At 62.7% G+C, this 21458-nt stretch carries 20 protein-coding genes and 1 pseudogene; 4 read left to right on the top strand and 17 right to left on the bottom strand.

What is annotated here, in order from left to right; translation table 11 throughout:
* Window positions 1-58 precede the first annotated feature (58 nt).
* From BG61_RS33150 to BG61_RS33090, 13 genes are all read right to left on the bottom strand, one after another.
* Window positions 59-1180 carry a porin gene (locus tag BG61_RS33150; RefSeq protein ID WP_051672955.1) on the bottom strand — a complete coding sequence of 374 codons (1122 nt, stop codon included), beginning with the start codon at window positions 1178-1180 and terminating at the stop codon, window positions 59-61.
* A complete protein-coding gene (locus tag BG61_RS33145) occupies window positions 1173-1529 on the bottom strand; it encodes a Rieske (2Fe-2S) protein (protein ID WP_035924231.1) in 357 nt (118 codons plus the stop codon). The genes BG61_RS33150 and BG61_RS33145 overlap by 8 nt, the downstream gene beginning before the upstream one ends.
* Entirely contained in the window at window positions 1526-2365 is an 840-nt protein-coding gene (locus BG61_RS33140) for an intradiol ring-cleavage dioxygenase (RefSeq protein ID WP_035924227.1), read from the bottom strand. The genes BG61_RS33145 and BG61_RS33140 overlap by 4 nt, the downstream gene beginning before the upstream one ends.
* A gap of 11 nt (window positions 2366-2376) precedes the next feature.
* On the bottom strand, window positions 2377-3459 hold the full coding sequence (locus tag BG61_RS33135; RefSeq protein ID WP_051672954.1) for a branched-chain amino acid ABC transporter permease: 1083 nt from the start codon (window positions 3457-3459) through the stop codon (window positions 2377-2379).
* Between the two features lie 21 nt (window positions 3460-3480).
* The gene (locus BG61_RS33130; protein WP_035924225.1) at window positions 3481-4347 is read right to left on the bottom strand and encodes a branched-chain amino acid ABC transporter permease; all 867 of its coding nucleotides are present in this window, start codon (window positions 4345-4347) and stop codon (window positions 3481-3483) included.
* Window positions 4344-5051: an ABC transporter ATP-binding protein gene (locus tag BG61_RS33125; protein ID WP_035924223.1), complete on the bottom strand. Its 708-nt coding sequence runs from the start codon at window positions 5049-5051 to the stop codon at window positions 4344-4346. The genes BG61_RS33130 and BG61_RS33125 overlap by 4 nt, the downstream gene beginning before the upstream one ends.
* 2 nt (window positions 5052-5053) lie before the next feature.
* Entirely contained in the window at window positions 5054-5776 is a 723-nt protein-coding gene (locus BG61_RS33120; RefSeq protein WP_035924222.1) for an ABC transporter ATP-binding protein, read from the bottom strand.
* 16 nt (window positions 5777-5792) lie between these two features.
* Window positions 5793-7091 carry an ABC transporter substrate-binding protein gene (locus tag BG61_RS33115; protein WP_035924219.1) on the bottom strand — a complete coding sequence of 433 codons (1299 nt, stop codon included), beginning with the start codon at window positions 7089-7091 and terminating at the stop codon, window positions 5793-5795.
* A 65-nt stretch (window positions 7092-7156) separates the two neighbouring features.
* Window positions 7157-8215: a maleylacetate reductase gene (locus tag BG61_RS33110; protein WP_035924216.1), complete on the bottom strand. Its 1059-nt coding sequence runs from the start codon at window positions 8213-8215 to the stop codon at window positions 7157-7159.
* Between the two features lie 4 nt (window positions 8216-8219).
* Window positions 8220-9683, bottom strand: coding sequence for an aldehyde dehydrogenase family protein (locus BG61_RS33105; RefSeq protein ID WP_035924215.1), 1464 nt, complete (start codon window positions 9681-9683; stop codon window positions 8220-8222).
* A 90-nt stretch (window positions 9684-9773) separates the two neighbouring features.
* On the bottom strand, window positions 9774-10769 hold the full coding sequence (locus tag BG61_RS33100) for a hypothetical protein (protein WP_035924213.1): 996 nt from the start codon (window positions 10767-10769) through the stop codon (window positions 9774-9776).
* Between the two features lie 43 nt (window positions 10770-10812).
* A complete protein-coding gene (locus tag BG61_RS33095) occupies window positions 10813-11304 on the bottom strand; it encodes a cupin domain-containing protein (protein ID WP_035924211.1) in 492 nt (163 codons plus the stop codon).
* Window positions 11305-11469: 165 nt separating this feature from the next.
* Window positions 11470-12435, bottom strand: coding sequence for a LysR family transcriptional regulator (locus BG61_RS33090; protein WP_035924209.1), 966 nt, complete (start codon window positions 12433-12435; stop codon window positions 11470-11472).
* Between the two features lie 624 nt (window positions 12436-13059).
* Between BG61_RS33090 and BG61_RS33085 the strand changes: the two genes are divergently transcribed.
* Together BG61_RS33085 and BG61_RS33080 are read left to right on the top strand one after the other, a co-directional pair.
* Window positions 13060-13659, top strand: a complete 600-nt coding sequence (locus BG61_RS33085; protein WP_306434139.1) for a universal stress protein — start codon at window positions 13060-13062, stop codon at window positions 13657-13659.
* 228 nt (window positions 13660-13887) lie between these two features.
* Window positions 13888-14412, top strand: coding sequence for a GNAT family N-acetyltransferase (locus BG61_RS33080; protein WP_241486498.1), 525 nt, complete (start codon window positions 13888-13890; stop codon window positions 14410-14412).
* A 24-nt stretch (window positions 14413-14436) separates the two neighbouring features.
* Here the strand turns inward: BG61_RS33080 and ald are convergent, their stop codons facing one another.
* Entirely contained in the window at window positions 14437-15552 is a 1116-nt protein-coding gene (ald, locus tag BG61_RS33075) for an alanine dehydrogenase (RefSeq protein WP_035924207.1), read from the bottom strand.
* A gap of 516 nt (window positions 15553-16068) precedes the next feature.
* Between ald and BG61_RS33070 the strand changes: the two genes are divergently transcribed.
* A complete protein-coding gene (locus BG61_RS33070; protein WP_035924205.1) occupies window positions 16069-16749 on the top strand; it encodes a DUF3313 domain-containing protein in 681 nt (226 codons plus the stop codon).
* Window positions 16750-16907: 158 nt separating this feature from the next.
* Here BG61_RS33070 and BG61_RS33065 read toward each other — a convergent pair whose 3' ends face one another.
* Window positions 16908-18299, bottom strand: coding sequence for a P-loop NTPase fold protein (locus BG61_RS33065; RefSeq protein WP_035924203.1), 1392 nt, complete (start codon window positions 18297-18299; stop codon window positions 16908-16910).
* A gap of 57 nt (window positions 18300-18356) precedes the next feature.
* Window positions 18357-19403, bottom strand: coding sequence for a P-loop NTPase fold protein (locus BG61_RS42375; protein ID WP_129572005.1), 1047 nt, complete (start codon window positions 19401-19403; stop codon window positions 18357-18359).
* Between the two features lie 976 nt (window positions 19404-20379).
* Between BG61_RS42375 and BG61_RS33055 the strand changes: the two genes are divergently transcribed.
* The gene (locus BG61_RS33055) at window positions 20380-21285 is read left to right on the top strand and encodes an H-NS family nucleoid-associated regulatory protein (protein ID WP_063741152.1); all 906 of its coding nucleotides are present in this window, start codon (window positions 20380-20382) and stop codon (window positions 21283-21285) included.
* A gap of 94 nt (window positions 21286-21379) precedes the next feature.
* Here BG61_RS33055 and BG61_RS42370 read toward each other — a convergent pair.
* Window positions 21380-21458 (bottom strand): annotated as a pseudogene (locus tag BG61_RS42370) (HU family DNA-binding protein); the annotation flags it as partial.

Genomic DNA, 21458 nt, shown 5'->3' with positions numbered 1-21458 from the left:
TGGAAGCGCTAGCCGCAATGGTCAATCGCCTTGCGCAGTCTTGCAGACCGCACTGCGTTTAGAACTTCGTCTGCAAGCCGATTCGCGCGAGCGTCTGCGAACGATTGCTTGCGGCTCCGTCCGGTTGAAGCAACCCGTTGATCCAGGCGCGCGTCGTCGCTCCGTCGCCGCTTGCGCGCTGGTAGATCGCCTCGACATACGCCAGGGTGGCTTTCGAGAAGTGGTACTGCAAGGCCGAAGTAACCTGATGCGCCTTGTTGTTCAGCAGGGTCTCGTTACCCTTCATATACTGGTAGTCAAGGCCAGCCGACCAGGGGCCGGATATCGTCCAAAGTCCGCCCGCCTTGTACACGTCGATCTTCGCGCCGCTTGCCGTGTTCTTGGTGTTGGTGTACAGAAGCATGCCGAGTACGCTGCCGAACTGGTAGTGAGCGCCAAAGCCGAAGTTGCGGATTCCGTCGTGACCATCATTGAGTTCCGGATACTTGACTTCCACATAGGCGGCGCCGATCCCGAAAGGACCGTTCGCGTAGTTCGCACCGAAGCTCATCGACGAATTCGCCGAGAAGGATCCTGGCACGCCCCCGAATCCATACAAGGCACCAAAACTGAACCCTGACAGATCGGGGCTCTGGTACTTGACGGCGTTCGACACGCGCGTCGCGCCCGCCATGCGGTCGAAGTCGAAGGCGCCGGTCGGGTTGTTCGGCACGCCGAGTGCGCTGAACGGACCTTGCCGGAAGTCGTAGAGACCGCCGAACAGCAGCGCTCCGTCGTAAAGGCCGAGGGTCAGCGTCTCGAACATGAAGTCGTACTGGTTGCCGAACGTGAGCGTGCCGTAGCGATCGTTCGACAAACCGACATATGCGGTTCGATTGAAAATCTGGCCTGCCCCGGGAATCGTCGAACCGTTGCCGAGGTCGAACTGCGATGTCAGGGCGAATACCGCCTTGTTGCCGCCGCCCAGATCCTCCGTTCCCTTGAACGTCAACAGGTTCGGCGAAAGGATGCCGCTGTCGAACAGCGTGGCCGATCCGCCATGCTGGTTGTTGACGTAGGTGACGCCGCCGTCGATCACTCCCTGCAGCGTGACGCTGCTCTGAGCATGTGCGCCCGCCGCTGGCAGGGCCGCCAGCGCGCAGCATGTCAACCTGATGCGCACATTCCTTGCCTTAGTCATGCGTGTCTCCACCATCGTCGATAAGTATCCTTCTGTTCTCTATGCGGATCGGAACCGGTGTGAGGCGTGCGCCCAGGCAAGGTCCATCGACGCAAACGCCATCATCGAAACGGAACATCGCACTGTGATGCGCGCACATCACGAGTTCCCCTCCGTATGCCCAGAACGTGTCCGGCTCGTAGTTCAACGGAATCGAGAAGTGCGGGCACACGTTGCGGTACGCCCATGCGTCATCGCCGCGGCGCAGTACGAGGATCGTCGCCGCTGCCTCGAGACCGCCGCCATCGGGTACGTCATCGAGCGCGCAAAGGGGCGCGACACCTGCCCCGTCCCGGGCGGAGCCGTTCATGTCTGCTCCTTTGCGAGCAACACGAAGTCGCGTTCAACGTCGAAATACGGTTCCTTGCCCTCTTGCGGCACATAGTCGACCACGAGCGACGACTTGACCCCGAACACGGCATCGGAGCCGACATAGGGATCGCCGGATGAAAACAGCGCAGTCGTGATCGTCTCGTATCCCTGCGCCTGGATCCGGAAGTGGACATGGGCGGGCCGCATCGGATGGCGGCCCGTCGCGACCAGCATCCGCCCGACGGGCCCGTCTGTCGGAATCGGGTAGCTCGTGGGCTTGAGCGAGCGGAACGCATATTCGCCCGCGGCATTCGATTTGAACCGCCCCCGCAGGTTGCCTTCGGGCTGGTCGGGGTCTTGTCCTTCGTACATGCCGTTGGCCGCCGTTTGCCAGACCTCGATCAACGCGCCGGGGACAGGCTTTCCATCCCCATCCAGAACCCGCCCGTGGAAGACTGCAGGTTCGCCTTCGGTCCTGGCGATGTCGGCGCCGAACTCCACTTCCTTGACGCCGTCGCGATAGAAAGGTCCGAGCAGACTGCTCTGTGTCGACTCTCCTTCGTGGCGCTGGTTGATCGCATCGAGCACGCTCGACAAGCCGAGCGTGTCTGACAGCAGGATGAACTCCTGCCGGATACCGTCGCATCTCTTTCCAGTGGCGGTCAGAAATTCGATGCCGTGCCGCCACTCTTCGTGCGTCAACGCAACTTCACGTGCGAAGTCATGCAGGTGACGCACGAGCGAGATGATGATTTCCTTCGTCCGGGGATCCGTGCAACGGCTGAACGAATCGAGCACGGTTTCAGTGAGGTTGTCGCTGGTGATGACTTTCATGGTCTGGTGTCTCAGGGGTGCGGTGCGGAAGGTGCTGAATGCGCCGATTGAATCGTGTCGATCACCTCGCCGCGCGTCGATGATGGCGCCCTGTCGAGAAACACGACATGCCTCGCAACCGGGAAAAGCTGCCAGCCGAAGCGCCGTGACACATATCCCCAGATGCCTTGCGGGAAGAACATCGTGACGACGATGGCAAGCGCACCCAATCCGACCAGATACCAGGTTCCGAAGTCCGACAGGAACTTGTTCAACAGAAAGAATATCAGCGTGCCGATGATCGGACCTTCGAGCGTGCCGAGGCCGCCGATCATGACGATGAAGATCGCGAACGCGGTCCAGTTGACGGAGAACGCCGCTTCGGGCGAGATGCGCAGGTTGCCGACGAAGTAGAGACCGCCCGCGAGCGCCGTGCCCGCCGCCGAGACCAGATAGACCAGGAGTCGCGTGCGTTCCACGTCGACCCCCTGACTGTTCGCGGCAACCGCGTTGTCGCGCATGGCGGTGAGGGCGAGACCGCGTTTCGAGCGCAGGAACAGGTAGAGCAGGCCGATGGCTGCGGCGACGATCACGAGCGCGGTCCACAGCGTGAGCGATTCGCGCAACGAACGCGGAACGCCCTGAAACGCGGTGAGACTCGTGCCCGATCCGCCGCCAAGCCACGATACGTTCGCCACCGAGAGCCTGAAGACCTCCGCGATCACCCACGTGCCGATTGCGAAGTAGCCGCCTTCCAGCCGGAACGCAATGCGTGAGACGGGGACAGCGATTACAGCCGCAATCACGGCGGCGATCGGCACGGCGATGAAAGGGGAGAGGCCGCCGTAGTTGGCGAGTATCAGCATCGCGTAGCCGCCGATGCCGAAATACGCCTGCTGCCCGATCGACACCATCCCGCCGTAGCCCGCAAGCAGGTTCCACATCAGGGCAAAGACGAGGTAGGCCGCGATCTGCGTGAAATCGCGCAAAGTGTCGCGGCCGGCCCAGTAGGGCAGGCTCGCCACGATGACGGCCGCGATCAGCAGGAGGAGCACGGCCACTCTGCTCGCGCGGGTCGCACGCCGGACTTCGAAGCCTCGTTCGCGCATGTTCATGTCAGTCACCTCGTTGAAGCGTCAAGCGGTCTTGGGGAAGAAGCCTTGCGGCCGCACCGTCAGCACGGCCAGAAACAGCACGTGTCCGAGCCAGATTCCCCAGCCGGGGTCGAGATAGAAGCCGATCTGCTGCGCGATGCCAAGCGCAAGGCCGCCCGCGAACGTGCCGCAGAACGAACCCATGCCGCCGATGATCACGGCCTCGAACGCATACAGCAGCAACGCGGGGCCATCGGAGGGAGAGACTGCGGTGCGCATGCCATAAAGGGTCGCGGCAATTGCAATGAGCACGAACGCGATGCTCATCGCGAGCGCGAAGGTGCGCCGGGGCGAGACGCCCATCAACTGCACGATCTCGCGATCGTCGGATGTCGCCCGAAAGGCGCGGCCAAGGGGCGTGCGGGCAAAAATCCACTGCAGCGCGAGCGTCGCAACGATCGTGACAGCGAGCGTGAGCAGCGGCAGAAGCCCGAGCGCGATACCGCCAGGCAACGGGAAGCTCATCGATTCGAATCCGCCTGTTGCGAGCGAGCGCGGGTCTGCCGAGAACACCTCCTGCAGCAGGTTCTGGATGACGATCGAGAGCCCGAATGTGACGACGAGCGATGGCAATGGATCACGTCCGCTCACGCGATTGAGCACGGCGAACTGCACGGCATAACCCGCGCCGAAGGCGATCACGACCAATAGCGGCACCGCGGCCCACAACGGGACGTGCAGCCAGTTCGTCAGTGCGAAGAGCACGAATACGAGCAGCACGATGAAGTCGCCATGCGCGGTATTGGTCAGACGCATGACGCCGAACACGAGCGACTGGCCCATCGCGAACAGCGCATACAGCGCACCGAGCAGGACGCCCTGCAACACGATATTGACGATCGAACTCATGACGTCACTCCGAAATAGGCTTGCGTGATGGCTTCGTCGGAGACGTCGGCCGACGCGCCCGAGAGTGAAACGCGTCCCTCCTGAAAGCAGTAGAAGCGCGACGAGACCTTGCGCGCCAGTTGCACGTCCTGCTCGACGACGATCGCGCTCATGCCGCCGTCGACGATCGAAGGCAGCGCTGCGTAGATCTCGCGCACGATCACGGGCGCGAGGCCGAGGGAAAGCTCGTCGCACATGACGAGGTCCGGGTTGCTCATCAGCGCGCGGCCGAGGGCGACCATTTGCTGCTGGCCGCCCGAGAGCGCTGTCGCCGGATGGCGTCGGCGTTCCCGCAGCACCGGGAAGAGTTCGTAGACGGTCTGCAGATTCCAGCGGCCGGGCCGCGCGCAGTAGCCGCCAAGCAACAGGTTCTCTTCCACGGTAAGGCTCGCGAAGAGCCTGCGCCCTTCGGGCACGAGCGCGATGCCTTTCTCGACGATGCCCGCGGCCGGCATGCCGCCAATCGCTTCGCCCTTGTAGAGAACCTGCTCCGGGCGGGTGCGCAGCAAGCCCGAGAGCGTCTTGAGAAAGGTCGACTTGCCCGCGCCGTTCGACCCGATCAGCGCGATCACTTCGCCCCTGTTCACGGTCACGTCGATGCCGAACAGCGCCTGAAAGTCGCCATAGAACGCGCTGAGTGCGCGTGTTTCGAGTATTGCGGACATGCTCAAGCCTCCAGACCGAGATAGACGCGCCTGACTTCCGGATCCTCCATCACCGCGGCGGGCGAACCTTCCGCCAGGCGCCTGCCGAAGTGAATGACGAGGAGCCGGTCGGCAACGGCAAGCAGCGCGTGCACGACGTGCTCGATCCATACGATCGTCACCCCGTGCTCCTTTACACGCCTGATCTCATCGACCAGTTCGTGCGTTTCCGGCTCGGTGAGGCCGCCTGCGATCTCGTCCAGAAGCAGTAGCGTGGGACGTGTCGCAAGTGCGCGCGCAAGTTCCAGGCGCTTGCGGTCGAGCAGCGTGAGCGTGCTTGCAAGCTGGTTCGCGCGGCGCTCGAGACCGGTGCGCTCCAGTACGTCGATGCAGACTTCATATGCCGCGTGTTCGGCAAGCGCGCCTCCGAACGTCGCGCCGACCAGCAGGTTTTCGAACACCGTCATGCCGCCGAACGGACGCGGCACCTGATACGAGCGCCCGATCCCCGCGACACAGCGCCGATGCGGGGCGAGCGCGGCGATATCGTTGCCTTCGAAGCGGATCACGCCGGCGTCAGGACGTACGTCGCCGCTTACGAGGTTGAAAAGCGTGGTCTTGCCTGCGCCGTTGGGCCCGAGAATGCCGTAGGTCTCGCCTCGCTCGATCTCGAAGCTGATGTCGTCGGTGACTTTTATTGCGCCATAACTCTTCGACACATTCGCCAATGCCAGAACGCTGCTCATCGCGGTGTCTCCCCGGTTATCCGATCAGCTTCAGCGGACCGGAGAGCGGCACGCCGGGAGCGAGTTGATTGTTCACGATCGCGAGGTCGAAGCGATGCGCCGCGCCGGCTTGCGCCTTCACCCATTGGCCGCCGACGAGCGGCGTCTTCGCAACGTTCTTCACCGGACCGCTGCCCCACGCCACATGGCCGACAACGGTGTCGAGCTTCGTCGATGCCACCGCATCGCGAATCGCTTCGCTGGAGTCGACGTCCTTCGTGCGCTTGAACGCATCCACGGCAATCTCGAAGAGGGCGTGTGCGAAGCCGATGGGCTGCGTCCACTGCTTCGACGTGGTCTTTTCGTAGGCGTCGGCAAGCTGCCGCGCGGATTGCCCCGTGACCGACGATTTGAACGGATGCGACGGAGACCACCATACTTCGGTCGAGAGGCCGTCACCGAGGTCGCCGAGCGCTTCGATCGACGTCGGAAAGAGCAGTGCCTTACCGATCGAGATGACCTTCGGCCTGAAGCCTTGCTGGCGCGCCTGAACAAGGAAGTTCTTTGCATCGGGCGGAATGACGACGCCCGTCACGATCTGCGAGCCGCCTTGCTTGAACGCGGCGATCTGCGCGGAGAAGTCCTGCGTCATGGACTGGAAGCGGCCCGGGTCTTTCAGCGTGAAGCCTTTTTGCGCGAGCACGGGTGGGAAGCCGAGCTTGCCGTCGCCCCACGCGTTACCGTCGCCGTCGTTCGGGAAGAGACCGCCGACCGCCTTGTTGGTCTGCACCGATTGCCACATGCCGGTGTAGACGGTGATCACGTCTTCGAGGCCCCAGAAGAAGTGATAGGTGTAGTTGAAGCCCTTCTTCGGATCGCCCTTGCGGCCGAAGAACCACGGCTGCCAGGGAACCACCGTCGACACGCAGGGCATCTCGTTCACCTCGCACGCGTCGCTGACAGGGTTCGCGGTTTCGGGCGTGCCGGAGACGAGCATGATGTCGACCTTGTCCTTCAGGATCAGGTCGTTCGCCACTTCGCCCGCGCGGTTCGGATTCGACTGGCTGTCTTTCACGATGACCGATACCGGATACAGCTTGCCGCCGATCGCGATGCCGCTCTTCAATGCCGTCTGCATCTGCTGGATCGTGAATCGGTCGGCTTCTCCGAAGGGCGCGAGCGGTCCCGTTTGCGGGGACACGTAGCCGATCTTCAGCGTACGCGGACCCGCGGCGTTCGCGATCCGCGCAAGCATCGGCGAGGTGCCGACGAGCGCGGCGCTCGCCGCCATCTTCACGAATTGACGGCGAGCGCCGTCGATGGAGCGGTCGTCCATGGTTGTCTCCTTCAGTCTATTTATGGTTTTGCGCCGGCGTTGCCGGTGCCGTGCGTCGAATGTGCTCAGCCCGGGGCGCGTCCTTCGTACGCTGCTTCGAGCAATGCCCGCAAAGGCGCGCGTTCGACGGGGCGCGGGTTCCAGTACGGGTTCTCCAACGCGATGTCGAGCGCAATGTCGATGTCGGTTTCCTTGAAGCCGATGTCCTTCAGCGCGGTGGGTACGCCGTTGCTGCGGGCAAGTTCGAATGCGCCTTGCGCGGCATCCGTCGTGCCGAGCGCGCGTGCGATGCGCTTCATCGCCTGCGGTGCCGCATCGCGGTTGTAGGCGAGCGCGTGCGGCAGAACGATCGTGTGCGTCTCGGCGTGCGGCAGGTTGAACGTGCCGCCGAGCGTGTGACACAGCTTGTGGTGCAACGCCATGCCGACACTGCCGAGCACCGCGCCGCACAGCCACGCGCCATAGAGGCAGTCGCCGCGCGCGTCGAGGTCATCGGGTTGTTCCGCTACCTTGCCTATGCCTTGTGCGAGCGCGCGAATGCCTTCCTCCGCCATCAGGCTGATAACCGGATTCGCGTCCTGCGCATAGAGCCCTTCGGCTGCGTGTGCAATCGCGTTGATGCCGCTCGTGACCGAGAGCGACGCGGGGAGCGAGAGCGTCAGGGCCGGATCGTAGATCACGGTCTTCGGCAGCACGCGCAGGTCGCGGCCGGTCTTCTTCAGTCCGGCTTCCGTCAAACCATAAATCGGCGTCATTTCGGAGCCGGCGTACGTGGTCGGCACGGCAAGAATCGGCAACGACGACGTCAGTGCAATCGCTTTGCCAAGACCCGTTGTCGAGCCGCCGCCGATCGCCACAGCACAATCGGCGCCGAGCCGCTGCGCATATTCGCGTGCTTCGCGTGCAGTCTTGACCGGCACGTGCATCACCGCCTTTGCGAACACGCCTGCAACGCGCTGGCCGAGCCGTTCGGCAAGGGCTTCGGCCTGTTCGCGCTGTTGCGGTGTGGAGAGCACGATGGCGCGCCTGGCGCCCAGCAGATCGATCTCGCGCTCTAGATGTTCGATGCTGCCCGCGCCGAACACCACGCGCGACGGCATGCCCTGGTAGATGAACGGCTTCATGGCTTCAGCGCGGATAGTAAGGCGGAATGTCGGCGTCGACGTTCACCCAGACCGACTTCGGCTGTGTGTATTCGTGCATCACTTCGAAACCCATCTCGCGACCGTAGCCGCTTGCGCCCACGCCGCCGAACGGCGAGCCGGGACTGACCCGCTTGTAGCAGTTGATCCACACCATGCCGCTGCGCAACTGGCGGGCGAACAGGTGAGCACGCTGAAGATCGCGCGTCCACAGTCCCGCTCCGAGGCCGTACTCGGTTCCATTTGCGATTGCGAGTCCCTCTTCGTCGCTGCCGAACGTGCTCACCGTGACGAACGGGCCGAACACTTCCTCCTGAGCCACGCGATCGGTGGGCTTCGCCGAGACGATCGTCGGCTCGACATAGAAGCCCTTCGCGAGCGCCGCGCCGTGCGGCGCCTTACCGCCCGACAGCACGCATCCTCCCTGCTCGCGCGCGACATCGACATACGACAATACCCGGTCGCGATGCATCTGCGAGGTCAGCGGCCCCATCTCCGTCGAAGGGTCCAGCGGGTCCCCGATTTTGATGGAGCGGGCAAGCGAGGTGAAACGTTCGAGCAGTTCATCGGCGACGGATTCATGCACGATCAGCCGCGATGCCGCGATGCATGCCTGCCCCTGGTTGTGGAAGATGCCGAACGCGGACCCCTGCACGACCGCATCGAGATTCGCATCGGAGAACACGACGTTCGCACCCTTGCCGCCGAGTTCGAGCTGGACCTTCTTCAGGTTGCCGCTCGATGCCTGCACGATCTTGCGGCCCACCGCCGTCGATCCGGTGAACGCAACCTTGCTGATCTCCGGGTGCTCCGCGATGTATTGACCCGCCACGTATCCGAGTCCCGGCACGACGTTGACGACGCCCGGCGGAAAGCCGACCTCGGCCATCAGTTCGGCAATGGCGAGACTCGAGAGCGGCGTGAGTTCGGCGGGCTTCATCACGACGCAATTGCCGGCGGCAAGCGCGGGCGCCATCTTCCAGCTCGTGAACATCAGCGGGAAATTCCACGGCACCACCTGCCCGACGACGCCAAGAGGCTCGCGCGTCATGTAGTTCAGAAAGCCGGCTTCGACCGGAATCACCGAGCCTTCGATCTTGTCTGCCATGCCGCCGAAGTAGCGGAACGTGGCGGCCGTACGCGGCACGTCGAGGTTGCGCGTGTCGCGGATCGGATGGCCCGTGTCGAGCGATTCCAGGCGCGCGAGTTCATCTGCGTTTGCTTCGATCGCGTCGGCGAGTTTGAGCAGGAGGCGCCCGCGATCCGCTGCGGCCATGTTGCTCCATTTCGGAAACGCCGCCTTGGCGGCATCGACTGCGCGATCGATATCGGCGCGCCCGGCCATCGATACCTGAGCGATCTCCGTGTTGTCGTGCGGGTTGATGCTTGCGAGCGTCTCGCCGCTCAGGGCGGGAACGAAGCGGCCGTTGATGAAGAGTTGCGTTTGCATGTTGATCCTGCCTGAAGAATGCTAGAGACGATGCGATCCCCGCGACGCCGGCTCACGGCGTCGTCGTTTCGATGCGGGGCGGGGAAGGGCTTAGAGCGGCACCGGATACGGCGCGAGTTCGCCGCTTTCGTAGCGCCTCGGCAGGTCGGGCGTCGCGTTCTCCCAGACGAGCAGCATGGAACGCTTCTGCGAATAGCCCTTGTGCCGAATGTCGGCGGGCATCGCGGCGATGTCGCCGGCGTTCATCGTGATGCGCGCACGCGGCTCTCCGGTGTCCTTGTCGGCGACGTCCCAGATGATCTGGTCGGAGAGCTGCAGGAACCATTCGACGCGATCGTTGCCATGAAACACCGGCAGCACGAACTCTTCGGTCGTCGGGCAGAAAAGGCTTTGCTTGCACACCGACGTCACCGACGGATTCCACGTGACGTCCGAGCGCGACAGGTACTTGAAAAGACTGAACGCGTGCAATTGACCTTCGAAACCGGGGGCGGCGTGAATCTCTGGCTCGTCCTGTTCGATGTCCGCGAACTGACGGTTGACGGGAAGATCGTCGCGCAGCGGCGAGTCGCCTTCGAGCCCCGGCATGCGCTTCGTTGCGATTCGCGTGCGGTCGATGGCGGCGATGTTGTCGCCGTGCTTGGCGCCGAACGCGGAGCCGGTTTCCTCCGGTGCCGCAAAGGGATCGAATCCCTCGTTGACCCAGTCCTTCAGAATTGCCTTGAAGGTCGCCATGATGACCGGCGTCTCGAACTGCTGCGTGTAATCCACACCCGCTTCCTTGAAGCTTGCGTTATACGCGCCTGCATACATGTCCACCTTGCCGTAGTGATTGCGCGTGCCGATCACTTCATCGAAGTTGACCCAGCCGTAGAAGAAGCCCCACGCGACGTCGCGCATCATCGCGCGAAGGAAGTCATCGGCGTGCATCTGGTGAGAGCGGGTTTGTCCGTTCGACGGCCACTTCACCGTGACGAAGTATGCGTCGCGGCTGAACTCGAAGTCGCCGAGCCTGAATGTGCGATAGCCGGTGAACTTGTCGGGGTCGGTGGCGACAACGTTCTGAAGAAAGGTTGATTGATCCATGATGTGCTCCGGGGAAGGGTTGGGACGTGAGTGTGCGTGTCGATTACTGGATGCAGATATCGGCCCACTTCTCGACCGACTCCGGCCCGAGGATTGTCTGCACCAGCAGCACACCCGTCTTCCGCGCTTCGAAGCGATATGCGGCGCCCGCCGGCAGAAGCGCCTGATGACCGCGGCGCAAACGCACGAAGCCCATCGACTGGCCCGAAGGCTCGCCGTCGAGACGCACGGTCCCTTCCGTTTGCTCGCCGACGAGCGGACCATCGGACGGCTTGATGAAATGCACGTCGATCTCACCGTCGAGCGCGACCGCAAATTCATCGTGCGAGGCGGTGAACCACGGCGACGTACCTTCCGCGCGCAGCGTCTCGATCACATATTTGAGGTTTTTGCCGACGACGATCTTCGCGTACGGCGCGGCGTGATTCGCGACCTCGAACACATTCGACATTGCGTAGTGTCCGGGTTTTCCCTTGATGATTTCGATCGAGCCCTTGCGATAGCTGCCGAGGCTGCCGAGATAAGTCTCTTGCATGTCTGTCTCCACTGCTCTGTTGACCTTCGTGAACGGTGCTGCCTTGGAACGAAGATTAGGGCCGCGCGTACGGCAAGGCAATGGATCGAGGGTCGCGTTTCGCGAACCATGCGTGCTCGGTTTCGGGGTTAGGGAAACTACTGATGCAGTACCTTCCCCTCGTTGTCAGGTGTCGCCGAGCTCGTCGTCGACGTTGCGGGCCTCGTCATCCGAGGGCGCGATGCCGAGCGCCTTGTCCCATTGCGGCTCGCGCAGATAGCGTTCACGCAGGAAATCGACGAAGGCTTTCACCTTGGTCGTCGAGCGATGCGAGGCGGGATAGACCGCCGAGAGCCACAGCGGCGGCGCGGCGTACTCCGGCAGCACGCGCACGAGCCGCTGCTCGAGCAGGTCGGCGGCGGCGACCATGGTCGGCAAATAGGCCACGCCCGCACCGGCGCGCGCGAATTCCAGCAGCAGATGCACGCTGTTCGTTTTAAGCACCGGATTGAGCGCGATCTCGTAGCACTCGTTGCCCTTCATGAGCGGCCACTTGTCGCCCCACGGGTAGTGCGAATAGCGTGCGAAATCGTGGCGCACGAGATCGAGCGGCGTTTCGATGACGGGCTCTTCCTTGAGGTAGGAGGGCGACGCGCACATCACACCGCGCACCGGAAAAAGCCTGCGCTCGACGAGCAGGTTCGATGCGGGCGGATAGATCTGCAGCGCGAGATCCAGCCCCTCCTGAACCGGATCGATCACGCGATCGTTGACGGTCACGACAAACTCGATGCGCGGATGCGCCTCGCGAAACGCGATCAGCGCCTCGGAAAAATGGCCGAGCGCGAAGCCCGGCAGGACATGAACGTTGAGCGTGCCGGAGAGCGACTGAATCTCGGCACTGCTGCGGCCGGACAGATCGTGCACCTTGTTCACCAACTCCACGCAGTCGCGATAGTAGGTCTCGCCGACTTCGGAAAGGCGCACGGCACGGGTGGAGCGATGAAAGAGCGCCACGCCGAAGTGCTCTTCGAGCTGCTTCACCCGTGACGTGACTACCGATTTCGCGACGCCGAGCTGCCGCGCCGCGCTTGCGAAGCTCTGTGCTTCGGCTGCACGCACGAACGCCTCCATCGACATGAAGATGTCCACGTTGTCTCCTATCCCGGTCATTTGGACTTTGCTTGAGTGCCTGGGACCTTGACCGGCCGCCTTTCGGCTCGCATGGGTGCGGCAGCCGTATGCGGGACGCTGGATTTCAAGGTAGGCACGGATGCCTAGGATAGCCGCAGATCGGCGAGGGCGCCAATTGCCTCCCCGGAATGTTGCGACGAAGACCGCGGGCGGTGATGGACTGGCAGGCACGCAGCAGGAGGTTCGAAGGACGCGTTGCGGCGTCGCACCGGTAGCGAACGCCGATACCGGACGATGCGGCGGAAGCGAGATTTCAGCCTTCCCGGCGACGGAATGCCGGCGCTCAGGGGAACAGTGCGAACGGCAACGTCGAGGAGATGTAGACCGCGATGCCGAGATTGGGCAATCCAGGCACGATGATCGTTGCGGCGACGGCGCTCCCTGCGAGCGATGTCACAAGAAGCTGTCTTCTGCGGACGTGCCTCGCGATGATCCTTCTCGCCGCACTCGTTCCTCGATAGGGCGCGTTTCCAGCCAACCAGCGTCACCCTATTCCACACTCGTTTCGGGGGAACTCATTTTCGGCCGCTGGAGGGGCGAAAGCACGTCTCGCGTGAGCCTCACCGGGTAAAGCTTTAGTAAATGGCCATCAGGACGGGGAACCGCATTGATACGACGTTTACGTCACCCGACCAGATCCTCGGGGGTTGCCGCTTCGCAGCCGTGTTGACGGAATTTTTATGCATTGCATCCCATCTTTATCGGCGACTTGACGCCTCATTTGCTCAAATGAAAGCGTGCAAGAACGATATGAAGGGCAGTGCCATGTTACGTTTGCTGATTCCGGTTGTTCATCATGAAGGCGCTCTCCAGGCCGCACGTCACGCAGCGTTTCTGTTTGCCGAGCGCTGCGTGGCCGAGGTTGAACTGGTCGAGGTGCTCGAGTCGCCGGACCAGCGCCGGACGACCGCGTTCCATTTCCGCAGCGTATTGCGGCGGAAACAGACGCACGCGATGTTGAGCGCGCTGAAGCAGACCCGCGCGATCCTCGACGACGCGGGTGTCCCCTATCACTGGACACGCGCATTCGGCCCGGTAGCGGAGACGATCGCGGCACGCGCGGCGGCCGGGCAGTCCGATGCCGTAATCGTGGACGCGAGCCAGCTGGGTTTCCTGACTCGCTGGTGGATCCTGGCGAAGCTCTGGCGGCTCTCGTCGACGCCTGTGACGATGCTCCGCTAACTCGATGTCCGCCTCGACACAATGCTCCCCTCGTCGTCGCACGCCTTGCTTCGTCCACGAGGGTCGGCACGAAAAATGTCTCCTGTGATTCAGCACAAGTCCCGGTCGCTTCCCATCGTTCAGCAAGCTGATGCGGCGGCAAACCGTAGCCGGGCTTCTTATGGTGATCGCGATCATTGTCATGTCGAGCTTCGGCGCTTCGATCCCGCGTCCGACTCGTTCGACGACTTGACCGACATGCTGCACCGGTCGTTTGAGCGGCTGGGGTCGATGGGGCTCAATTGCACGTGTGTGGACCAGTCGGCAGCGGTTACCCGCGTGCGAGCGCTGCGGGGCACCTGCTACATCGCCGTGTGCAATGGCAGGATTGTCGGCACGATGACCTTGTACGCGCGTGACTGGTATTCGCCCTGCGAGCTTTATCGCAGCGATGGGATTGCCAGCATCCGCCAGTTCGCTGTCGATCCCGCGTATCAGGGCAAAGGAATCGGGAAGTTGATGCTGGCCTTCGCCGAACACTGGGCAGCCACACGTGGCTACGCGGAACTGGCGCTCGACACGCCTCGACCCGCGGCGCATCTGATCGCGTTCTATCGAGGCCAGGGTTTCCGTATCGCAGCGCTCGCTCGCATGCCCGGAAAGCGCTACCAGAGCGCCATCCTGAGCAAGCCGGCGGACGCCAGCCGTGCCCTTGCTACTACGTGGTCACTCAGCATCGAGTCGCCTCGACGCGACGCTGCGCGCGCCGCCTGATACGCCGAGGCGTTCAGCCGCCCGTCAGGAAAGCACCTCGTCGGCTGACACATAGTCGTAACCGAGCTCGCGCGCGACGGCGCGGTAGGTGACGCGGCCATCGCAGACGTTGAGGCCTGCGCGCAGGTGCGGATCGTCGGCGAGCGCGCGTCGCCAGCCTTTGTCCGCGATCGCGATGGCGGGACCGATGGTCGCGTTGTTGAGCGCGAAAGTCGAAGTCCTGGCGACCGCTCCGGGCATGTTGGCCACGCAGTAGTGCACCACGCCGTCCACGATGAACGTCGGATCGGTGTGCGTCGTGGGATGGGACGTCGCGAAGCAGCCGCCCTGGTCGATCGCGACATCGACCACGACGGCGCCGGGTTTCATGCGCGAGATCATCTCGCGCGTGACGAGCTTCGGTGCCGCCGCACCCGGTATGAGCACGCCACCGATGACGAGATCGGCGGCGAGCACCGAATCCTCGATCGCCTGCGCGTTGGAGAACAGCGTGCAGATCCGGTTGCCGTAGATCAGGTCCAGCGCGCGCAGCCGTTCGAGGTTCTTGTCGATGATCGTCACGCGCGCGCCCATGCCCGCTGCGACTTGCATTGCGTTGGTCCCGACTACGCCCGCACCGATAATGACGACATGCCCCGGCGCGACACCCGGTACGCCGCCGAGCAGCAGCGCCATGCCGCCTTTGGATTTCTCGAGATGCGCGGCGCCCGCCTGAATCGACATGCGGCCCGCGACTTCGCTCATGGGCGCGAGCAGCGGCAGACCGCCGCCCACGGCCGTAATCGTTTCGTATGCGATGCACACCGCTCTGGACGCGATCAGAGCCTGCGTCTGGACCGGATCGGGAGCCAGATGCAGGTACGCATAGAGTATCTGGCCGGGCCGCAGCATGGCGCATTCGGCTGGCTGCGGCTCCTTGACCTTCACGATCATGTCGGCGAAGGCGAAAACATCCGCGGCAGTGTCGACGATCCGTGCGCCAGCGGCCGTGTACGCGTCGTCGCTCAGCCCGATTTCCGCTCCTGCCGCCGTCTGCAAGACGACCTCATGACCGCGCGACGCCAGTTCCCTCACACTCGCAGGCGTCAGCCCCACGCGGTACTCGTGATTCTTGATCTCCTTGGGCACACCGATTCGCATGATGTCTCCTCATCGTACGTTGGACTTCGGACGCGGCCACAGGTCACTTGTCGGTCCGTGCCGGCGCGCACACTCGAACGTCAGCCGAACGTCGGCTCCGCACCCTGGTACCGGACGGTCGCTCCGCAATTCTATGCCTCGCGTGAACGCGGTGTTTCCGGGCTCGCCGCCGCTACGCGCCGACGATCACCTGCGAGCGAGATGAGCGACCGAGATGCTGTTCATTCCCGGCTATCGTTTTGATCTTTGTGCGTTGAGTGCATCGACGGTATGCGATTAACTCATCCGGGTGAATGCTTTTCTGTTCGAGGTCAAACGCTAGAAAGGGTCTCGTTGTATTAATTGACGGCTACGACTATAAAACTAGCATGGCGGTGCGCCGACAAGAAGAATTCAAAAGCTGCGCTTTCCCGCTGCGCTGCAGTACGCGTTGCACCCGTCAGCGTTACGGGGGCGGCGTGGCGACGACGGGACTCCGCATAGGGCCGCCTTCTGACGGCGAGGAGGAAACAAGTCATGAAGCAATCCATCGCAGACAAGGTGAGCGTCATCATCCTCGCAATGATCCTCGGTGCGTGTGCGTCTTCGAACAATGTCCCGGAGAGCTCGGGTTTCCTCAGGGACTACTCCAGTCTGGCGGAGACGAAGAACGCCGAGGGCAGGACCATTCGTGCCTGGGTGAGTCCGAAGCTCACGCCCGCCAACTACAATGCGGTGCTGCTCGATCCGCTCGTCTTCTATCCCGAGCCGAGGCCGAACGAGCAGGTGAGCGCCGAAACGTTGCAACAAATCCTCGCCTATTCCAACGACACGCTTAAGCGTTCACTCAGCGAGCGATTCAGGGTGGTCGATCGTGCGGGGCCCGGCGTGTTGCGGATTCGCGGCGCGTTTACCGGTATCGCGTCGCAGGGCGAGGGCCTCAAGCCCTACCAGTATGTGCCGCTCGCGTTCGTGGCCAGCATGGCCTTGAGGACCGCGACGGGTATGCCGGAGCGGGCGTTCATCGTGATCGAAGTCGAGGGAACGGACAGCGTCACGGGCGAGTTGCTGGCGCAGAGGGTGCGGTTAGGCACAGGCGAGCGCCTCGCGAGGGTTGCCGGCCAGCAGGTCATCACACTGGACACGGTGAAGCCGCTGTTGGACGAACTGGCCGCTGGTGCTTTCCCGGAACTCGCGAAATACGTCAAGCCCAAGTGAGGACATGGATCGCATCTGGCGAAGGGGAGGCTGTCGCCGCGGATACAAACAGCACATCGCTGCGTACGGCTGGCGTTCCCATCGTCGCCGCTACCGCGCCGGCCGTTGGCTCAGATAAGCCAGCAAGGGCACTACTGCGCGGGCCGGGCAAGCCCGGCCTACCAAAACCCGGTGCCCACGTGCTCGGATAGTCTGCCTTCCTGCGCCAGCTTCGCACCGGATTGAACGTAGAAGTCCAAGAGGGCGTCATCCGCGAGCCACGGCGTGGTCTTTTCCAACCCGTACAACTCCACCAGCTTCGTCTGCCAGCGATCCCGGTCCCTTGCCTCTGCGCACGTGCCCGCCACCGACTCGAGAACGGCCAGGTGGTTTGTCTCGCCGGTATCGGGAAGCCTGCCACGAACCGGGGCGGCCTGCGAGCCGCCGCCCGTGGGTTCGGGTCCTTCGAACATGGCTTTCAACGTCTCGTCGGACAATCGCCGATGTTCGATTCTGCGTAACCACCTGGCGTGTTCCGGCCACTTGACTGACAGGGCCGTCCAAAGTCCCAGTGCCCGTTTGGGAGGAACCGCAAGCCCCCGCCTGTCTCTCGAAAACCACAGGAAATAGTTGAACCGCAAGAGATTGATGAAGCGCTTCAGCTCGCGAGGGTTGCCGCCGAAAATGGATGCTGCTTCGACGGTGAGATTGACGAACTCGGGCGTGTCACTTCGCAAGGCCCCTAGCCGCGCAGCTTCCTGGTTGAAATCTTCGATCCCGGGTTCCGCAGAGGACCCGGCCGCGCCGTCGGCGCCTGGGGTCTTGCTCTCCGTGTTGCCGAGAAGCTGCATCATGAAAGCCTTATAGCGCAACGCGTCCAAGGGCGGAATCACAAACGGCAACTGGACAAACTTGTCCATGAATCGCCAGCCGATAGGGATGCGAACGTCCGCGGGAAGGTTTGCTGCCAACTCCTTGTGCGCCGACTGCAGCGCGGCCGCGACCATTTCGGTGTCCATCCCGACGACGAAGCAACAGTTCGAGAATCCGCCGGCGAGAAACAGATTGACCGCTTCCAGAACGGACGCCACCTTCGAGGGCGAGCAGCGGTCGAGGTCGTCGATGAAGATCACGAGCCCTTCGTCATGGGGCAGACTTTCGAACACACGCTTCAGGTCCTTTTCAACCTGATGCACGAATCCGAGCTCCTGCTCGTACTTCGGTGCCTCGACAAGATTCTTGACGACTTCGGAAACGGGCGCGTCGTCGAATTTCATCTTTGCCGCAAGCGCTTTGACGGCCGCGAACGCAGCCACGGCTGACGTTGGTATCGCCCACCCGAATAGCGAGCGTAAGGGGCTGTCCACCGACGGGAATAAATACAGCACGCCGCAAAGTACGGCGACTGTCGCGGCCGCTACGGCCGCGCGCCCGAGACCCAGGGACGTCCGAAACATCAGTTCGAAGAGATGCTCGTGCAGGCGCTGCCGGACGCGGGCACCTCCCACCCTGCTGACATTCAGCCGAAACCAGAATCGCTCCTGCTCCTTGCGCGTCAGCCGCTCGGGCACTTGCTGGAGAATCGCATCGACGAGGCCTGCCCAGACCTGGTTGGTACTTTCGTACTTTCATGCGTTGAACCATACCGTCACGCGATGATTCGTTCCGGGCGTGTGCTTCGGAATTGGAGGAAGCCCGGGGTCGTCGTGGTTTGCGAGCTTGCCGGTCAACTCGGCTTCGACTTCCGCCACCGTCAGGCCGTGATTCGGGTCAGCAGACTTCCCTGTCTTGCTCGCGGGCACTGGCCACGCGAGAGCGGCGCGCCAGGCTTGTTCGAGCCGTTCCATTAAACCGCCAGGGGATGTTTGCCGGGACGGCTGCGCTGCAGGCTCGCGCATCTCCTTGATGACGCCCCGAGCCAATGTCTTGCCGGGGTCGAGCTCTTTCTCGATCATCAGCATGAGCGAGGTCTTTCCGCCACCCCAGGGTGCTTGAACGCTTATCGTCAGCGGCGGTGTGGAATCCGGGTGCGTCAGAAAGCTTGCGATTGCACGCGCGTAGTCGGCAAAGCCGAGCAGGTCCTCCCTGGACGGCCCGTCTTCGGCCAGTCGTGCGGAAGTGCCCGAGGCGCCACGCGGCGACGGGGGCGGTGGTCGCGAAGGCTCCTGCGACACCGAGCCGCTCGCCGAATCTTCCGACTGGGACGAGTTCGCCGGGGCGGGGAACGGCGACGCCGGTGTTCGGCCCTCCCTAGTGGGCGAAGCTGGGTCTGATGTCGTCGTTGCAGAGTTTGGGGAGGCTTGCCCTGAATCGAGCTGGCTCTGGGGGGAGCCAGAAACGGCGCTGCCGATGTCGGGAGGCAGTTCACCGGACGGCATTTCGTTTGCCATGGGCGGCGAATTCTCGGCAGCGAAGCCCGCAGCGGTGGGATTAAGTGTTCCCTGCGCAGCCGTGATGTCGCCGGAGTCCGCTGCGGCTGATTCCGACGAAGGTTGGGCCTCGTTACTGGCCACCGGGGGCGCACTGCTTTCCAGCGTCGAGGCATTCCGATCTGAAGCGCTGTCGGAAGGAGGCCGCCGCGCCTTGAACATGCCTTTTTTTACTGCAACTGGCGCCTCGTCAGTAGATTGGGCGCGTTCCCGCTTTCCTTCCGGTCTGAGGTCCTCGTCGTCCATGTTCGCCTCTGCATGAGAGAGTCACATGAAGGGAATTATCTGCCAAAAGCGAACGGGTACGACCGTCTTGATGCTTGATCGACGACTTGCGGGTCGGGCAGAAGCGAAACACGTGCACCTCGCGTGACGACTCGGCTTATCGATCAAAGAGCGGCAGTCGCTCATGACAAAGCAACGCAAGCTGCTGGAATCCGACGTAGCCAGCGCCTCCGCTTCGGCTCGATCATCGCGCGCCTGCGGGCTCGGCGGGGCATGGCTCAAGGTGGCGGCGATCGTCGGGTCGAGTCTCGGCTTTCGCCTTCTATATGCTGGCTGCCATCGCTGTTCATTCCCTCGGTATCGAGTCCAAGGGGAAAGTGCGCGATCAGATGGAAGCCTGGCGCGGCCTCTGCGTTCTATTTGTATGCGCCGTTCTCGTTCCTTCCGCCAAGCCTGGGGCAAGCGCTAAAGGCCGCGGCCAGGCGCTTGTTCAAGCGCGTGCTTACCTCACGTGCGGACATTCCACGCATGATCGTGACCGGTCAACCGGGTAGTCATCAGGCGGCCAAATGACAGGATCGATCCACGAACTGGCGAACGTCAGGCAGGTCTTCGCCAAAGTCAGTTCCAGACTAAACGGCCCTTGTAGCCGTCCAGTCGCAGGCGCCGAAGCGAAAGCATAAGAACTGCTTGATCGTGACCAGCTCTCCCATACCTCAAGATTTCCAGTGGCGGTCGTGTCTCACCGCTAGTGCGATTTCACCGGTCGAATGGTCGCTTGACGGACTTCGGAGCCGGGGCAACGGCCATTGTGAAGTAATCAGCGATTTCGCTGTAAAACAAGAGCCGTGCATGTGCTGCACGAGTTCAAAACGAGCGATGCAATGCACGCTTTTAGCGTTAATCGATAGATAATCGCCCCGCTAGAGGGTATCGCCCTTCGTTAAAGACAGGAATGATGGCATAGTGCAGGCACGGCATCCTAAAGGAGAGCTCTATGGCCACCCTCGAACAAATCCAAGACAAAATGAAACGACTCCAGGCTCAGGCCGAGGCCTTGATGGCGAACAATGCGAAGACGGTCGTCGCTAAAATCCGGAAGCTGATGGACCAGCACGGACTGACGACCGCAGATATCGACGCGCATTCCGCTACGAAAAAACGCGCTGGTCGTCCGTCAGGCGCAGCGTCCGAGAAAGGCGGCGGGGGCAAGGCAGTAACCAAAGCGAAAGCGGCGAAGGGCAAGTTGCCGCCGAAATATCGCGATCCCAAGACCGGCGCGACGTGGAGTGGACATGCTCGTCCGCCGGCCTGGATCGCCAAGGTCCGGGATCGTACGAAATTCCTGATCGATGGCGCTGGTGCCGAAGCTGGCGCGAACGGCGTGAGCAAGGCAAAGGCCGAGCCTAAGAAAACGTCGGCCGCGGCGGGAACCGTTGCAGGCACGGGACGGAGAAAGGGCGCTCTGCCTGCGAAGTATCTTGATCCCAAGACCGGCGCGACATGGAGCGGTCACGCTCGTCCGCCGGCCTGGATCGCCAATGTCCGCGACCGCACGAAGTTTCTGATCGGCGACGTCGCCGCAAGTTCGGCGCCAAGCAATGCCGTTGCGAAGAAAGGTGCCGCCAAGAAGGCTGTCGCCAAGAAGGTCAGCGCAGCGAAGAACGTAGCGACCGGATCGAAGACTTCCGTAAAGAAGGTGGCCAGGAAGACCACGGTTTCGTCGACAAAACGCGTTGCTGGCAATAAGACCGCAAAGCCACCATTTAAGAAAGTCGCGAAAAGCAACGTGGTAAGCCGCAAAACCTCTGCTGTGAAGAAAGCGCTCACCCTACCTGTAGCCTCTGTTGTGCCCGAGACGATGGCCAAGCCCGAGAATGGCGCCGCTCAGACTGCGGTGTAGCGGGGCGATGACAGGACACGCTCCGCATCGCATTTGAAAGCAAAACGCCCCTCCACTGCTGCAGTGAGGGGCGTTTTTACGGTCCGTGCCCGATTTAAAGCGCGGCGTCCTTCAGCTTTTTCAGCGGACGCACCTTCAGGCGCACCGTGGCCGGTTTGGCCGCGAACCACTTG

The organism is Caballeronia glathei (assembly GCF_000698595.1).
In the GTDB taxonomy this organism is placed as follows: domain Bacteria; phylum Pseudomonadota; class Gammaproteobacteria; order Burkholderiales; family Burkholderiaceae; genus Caballeronia; species Caballeronia glathei.
Note: the sequence above shows the minus strand (reverse complement) of the source record. Positions and strands in the feature narration are given on the sequence as shown.

Coding starts and splice junctions, on each gene's coding strand:
- BG61_RS33115 (WP_035924219.1), bottom strand. CDS start 7,091: ATGGACGACCGCTCCATCGACGGCGCTCGCCGTCAATTCGTGAAGATG.
- BG61_RS33125 (WP_035924223.1), bottom strand. CDS start 5,051: ATGTCCGCAATACTCGAAACACGCGCACTCAGCGCGTTCTATGGCGAC.
- BG61_RS33070 (WP_035924205.1), top strand. CDS start 16,069: ATGAAGCAATCCATCGCAGACAAGGTGAGCGTCATCATCCTCGCAATG.
- BG61_RS33110 (WP_035924216.1), bottom strand. CDS start 8,215: ATGAAGCCGTTCATCTACCAGGGCATGCCGTCGCGCGTGGTGTTCGGC.
- BG61_RS33140 (WP_035924227.1), bottom strand. CDS start 2,365: ATGAAAGTCATCACCAGCGACAACCTCACTGAAACCGTGCTCGATTCG.
- BG61_RS33055 (WP_063741152.1), top strand. CDS start 20,380: ATGGCCACCCTCGAACAAATCCAAGACAAAATGAAACGACTCCAGGCT.
- BG61_RS33120 (WP_035924222.1), bottom strand. CDS start 5,776: ATGAGCAGCGTTCTGGCATTGGCGAATGTGTCGAAGAGTTATGGCGCA.
- BG61_RS33085 (WP_306434139.1), top strand. CDS start 13,060: ATGGCCATCAGGACGGGGAACCGCATTGATACGACGTTTACGTCACCC.
- ald (WP_035924207.1), bottom strand. CDS start 15,552: ATGCGAATCGGTGTGCCCAAGGAGATCAAGAATCACGAGTACCGCGTG.
- BG61_RS33145 (WP_035924231.1), bottom strand. CDS start 1,529: ATGAACGGCTCCGCCCGGGACGGGGCAGGTGTCGCGCCCCTTTGCGCG.
- BG61_RS33100 (WP_035924213.1), bottom strand. CDS start 10,769: ATGGATCAATCAACCTTTCTTCAGAACGTTGTCGCCACCGACCCCGAC.
- BG61_RS33105 (WP_035924215.1), bottom strand. CDS start 9,683: ATGCAAACGCAACTCTTCATCAACGGCCGCTTCGTTCCCGCCCTGAGC.
- BG61_RS33135 (WP_051672954.1), bottom strand. CDS start 3,459: ATGAACATGCGCGAACGAGGCTTCGAAGTCCGGCGTGCGACCCGCGCG.
- BG61_RS33150 (WP_051672955.1), bottom strand. CDS start 1,180: ATGACTAAGGCAAGGAATGTGCGCATCAGGTTGACATGCTGCGCGCTG.
- BG61_RS33130 (WP_035924225.1), bottom strand. CDS start 4,347: ATGAGTTCGATCGTCAATATCGTGTTGCAGGGCGTCCTGCTCGGTGCG.
- BG61_RS42375 (WP_129572005.1), bottom strand. CDS start 19,403: ATGGACGACGAGGACCTCAGACCGGAAGGAAAGCGGGAACGCGCCCAA.
- BG61_RS33095 (WP_035924211.1), bottom strand. CDS start 11,304: ATGCAAGAGACTTATCTCGGCAGCCTCGGCAGCTATCGCAAGGGCTCG.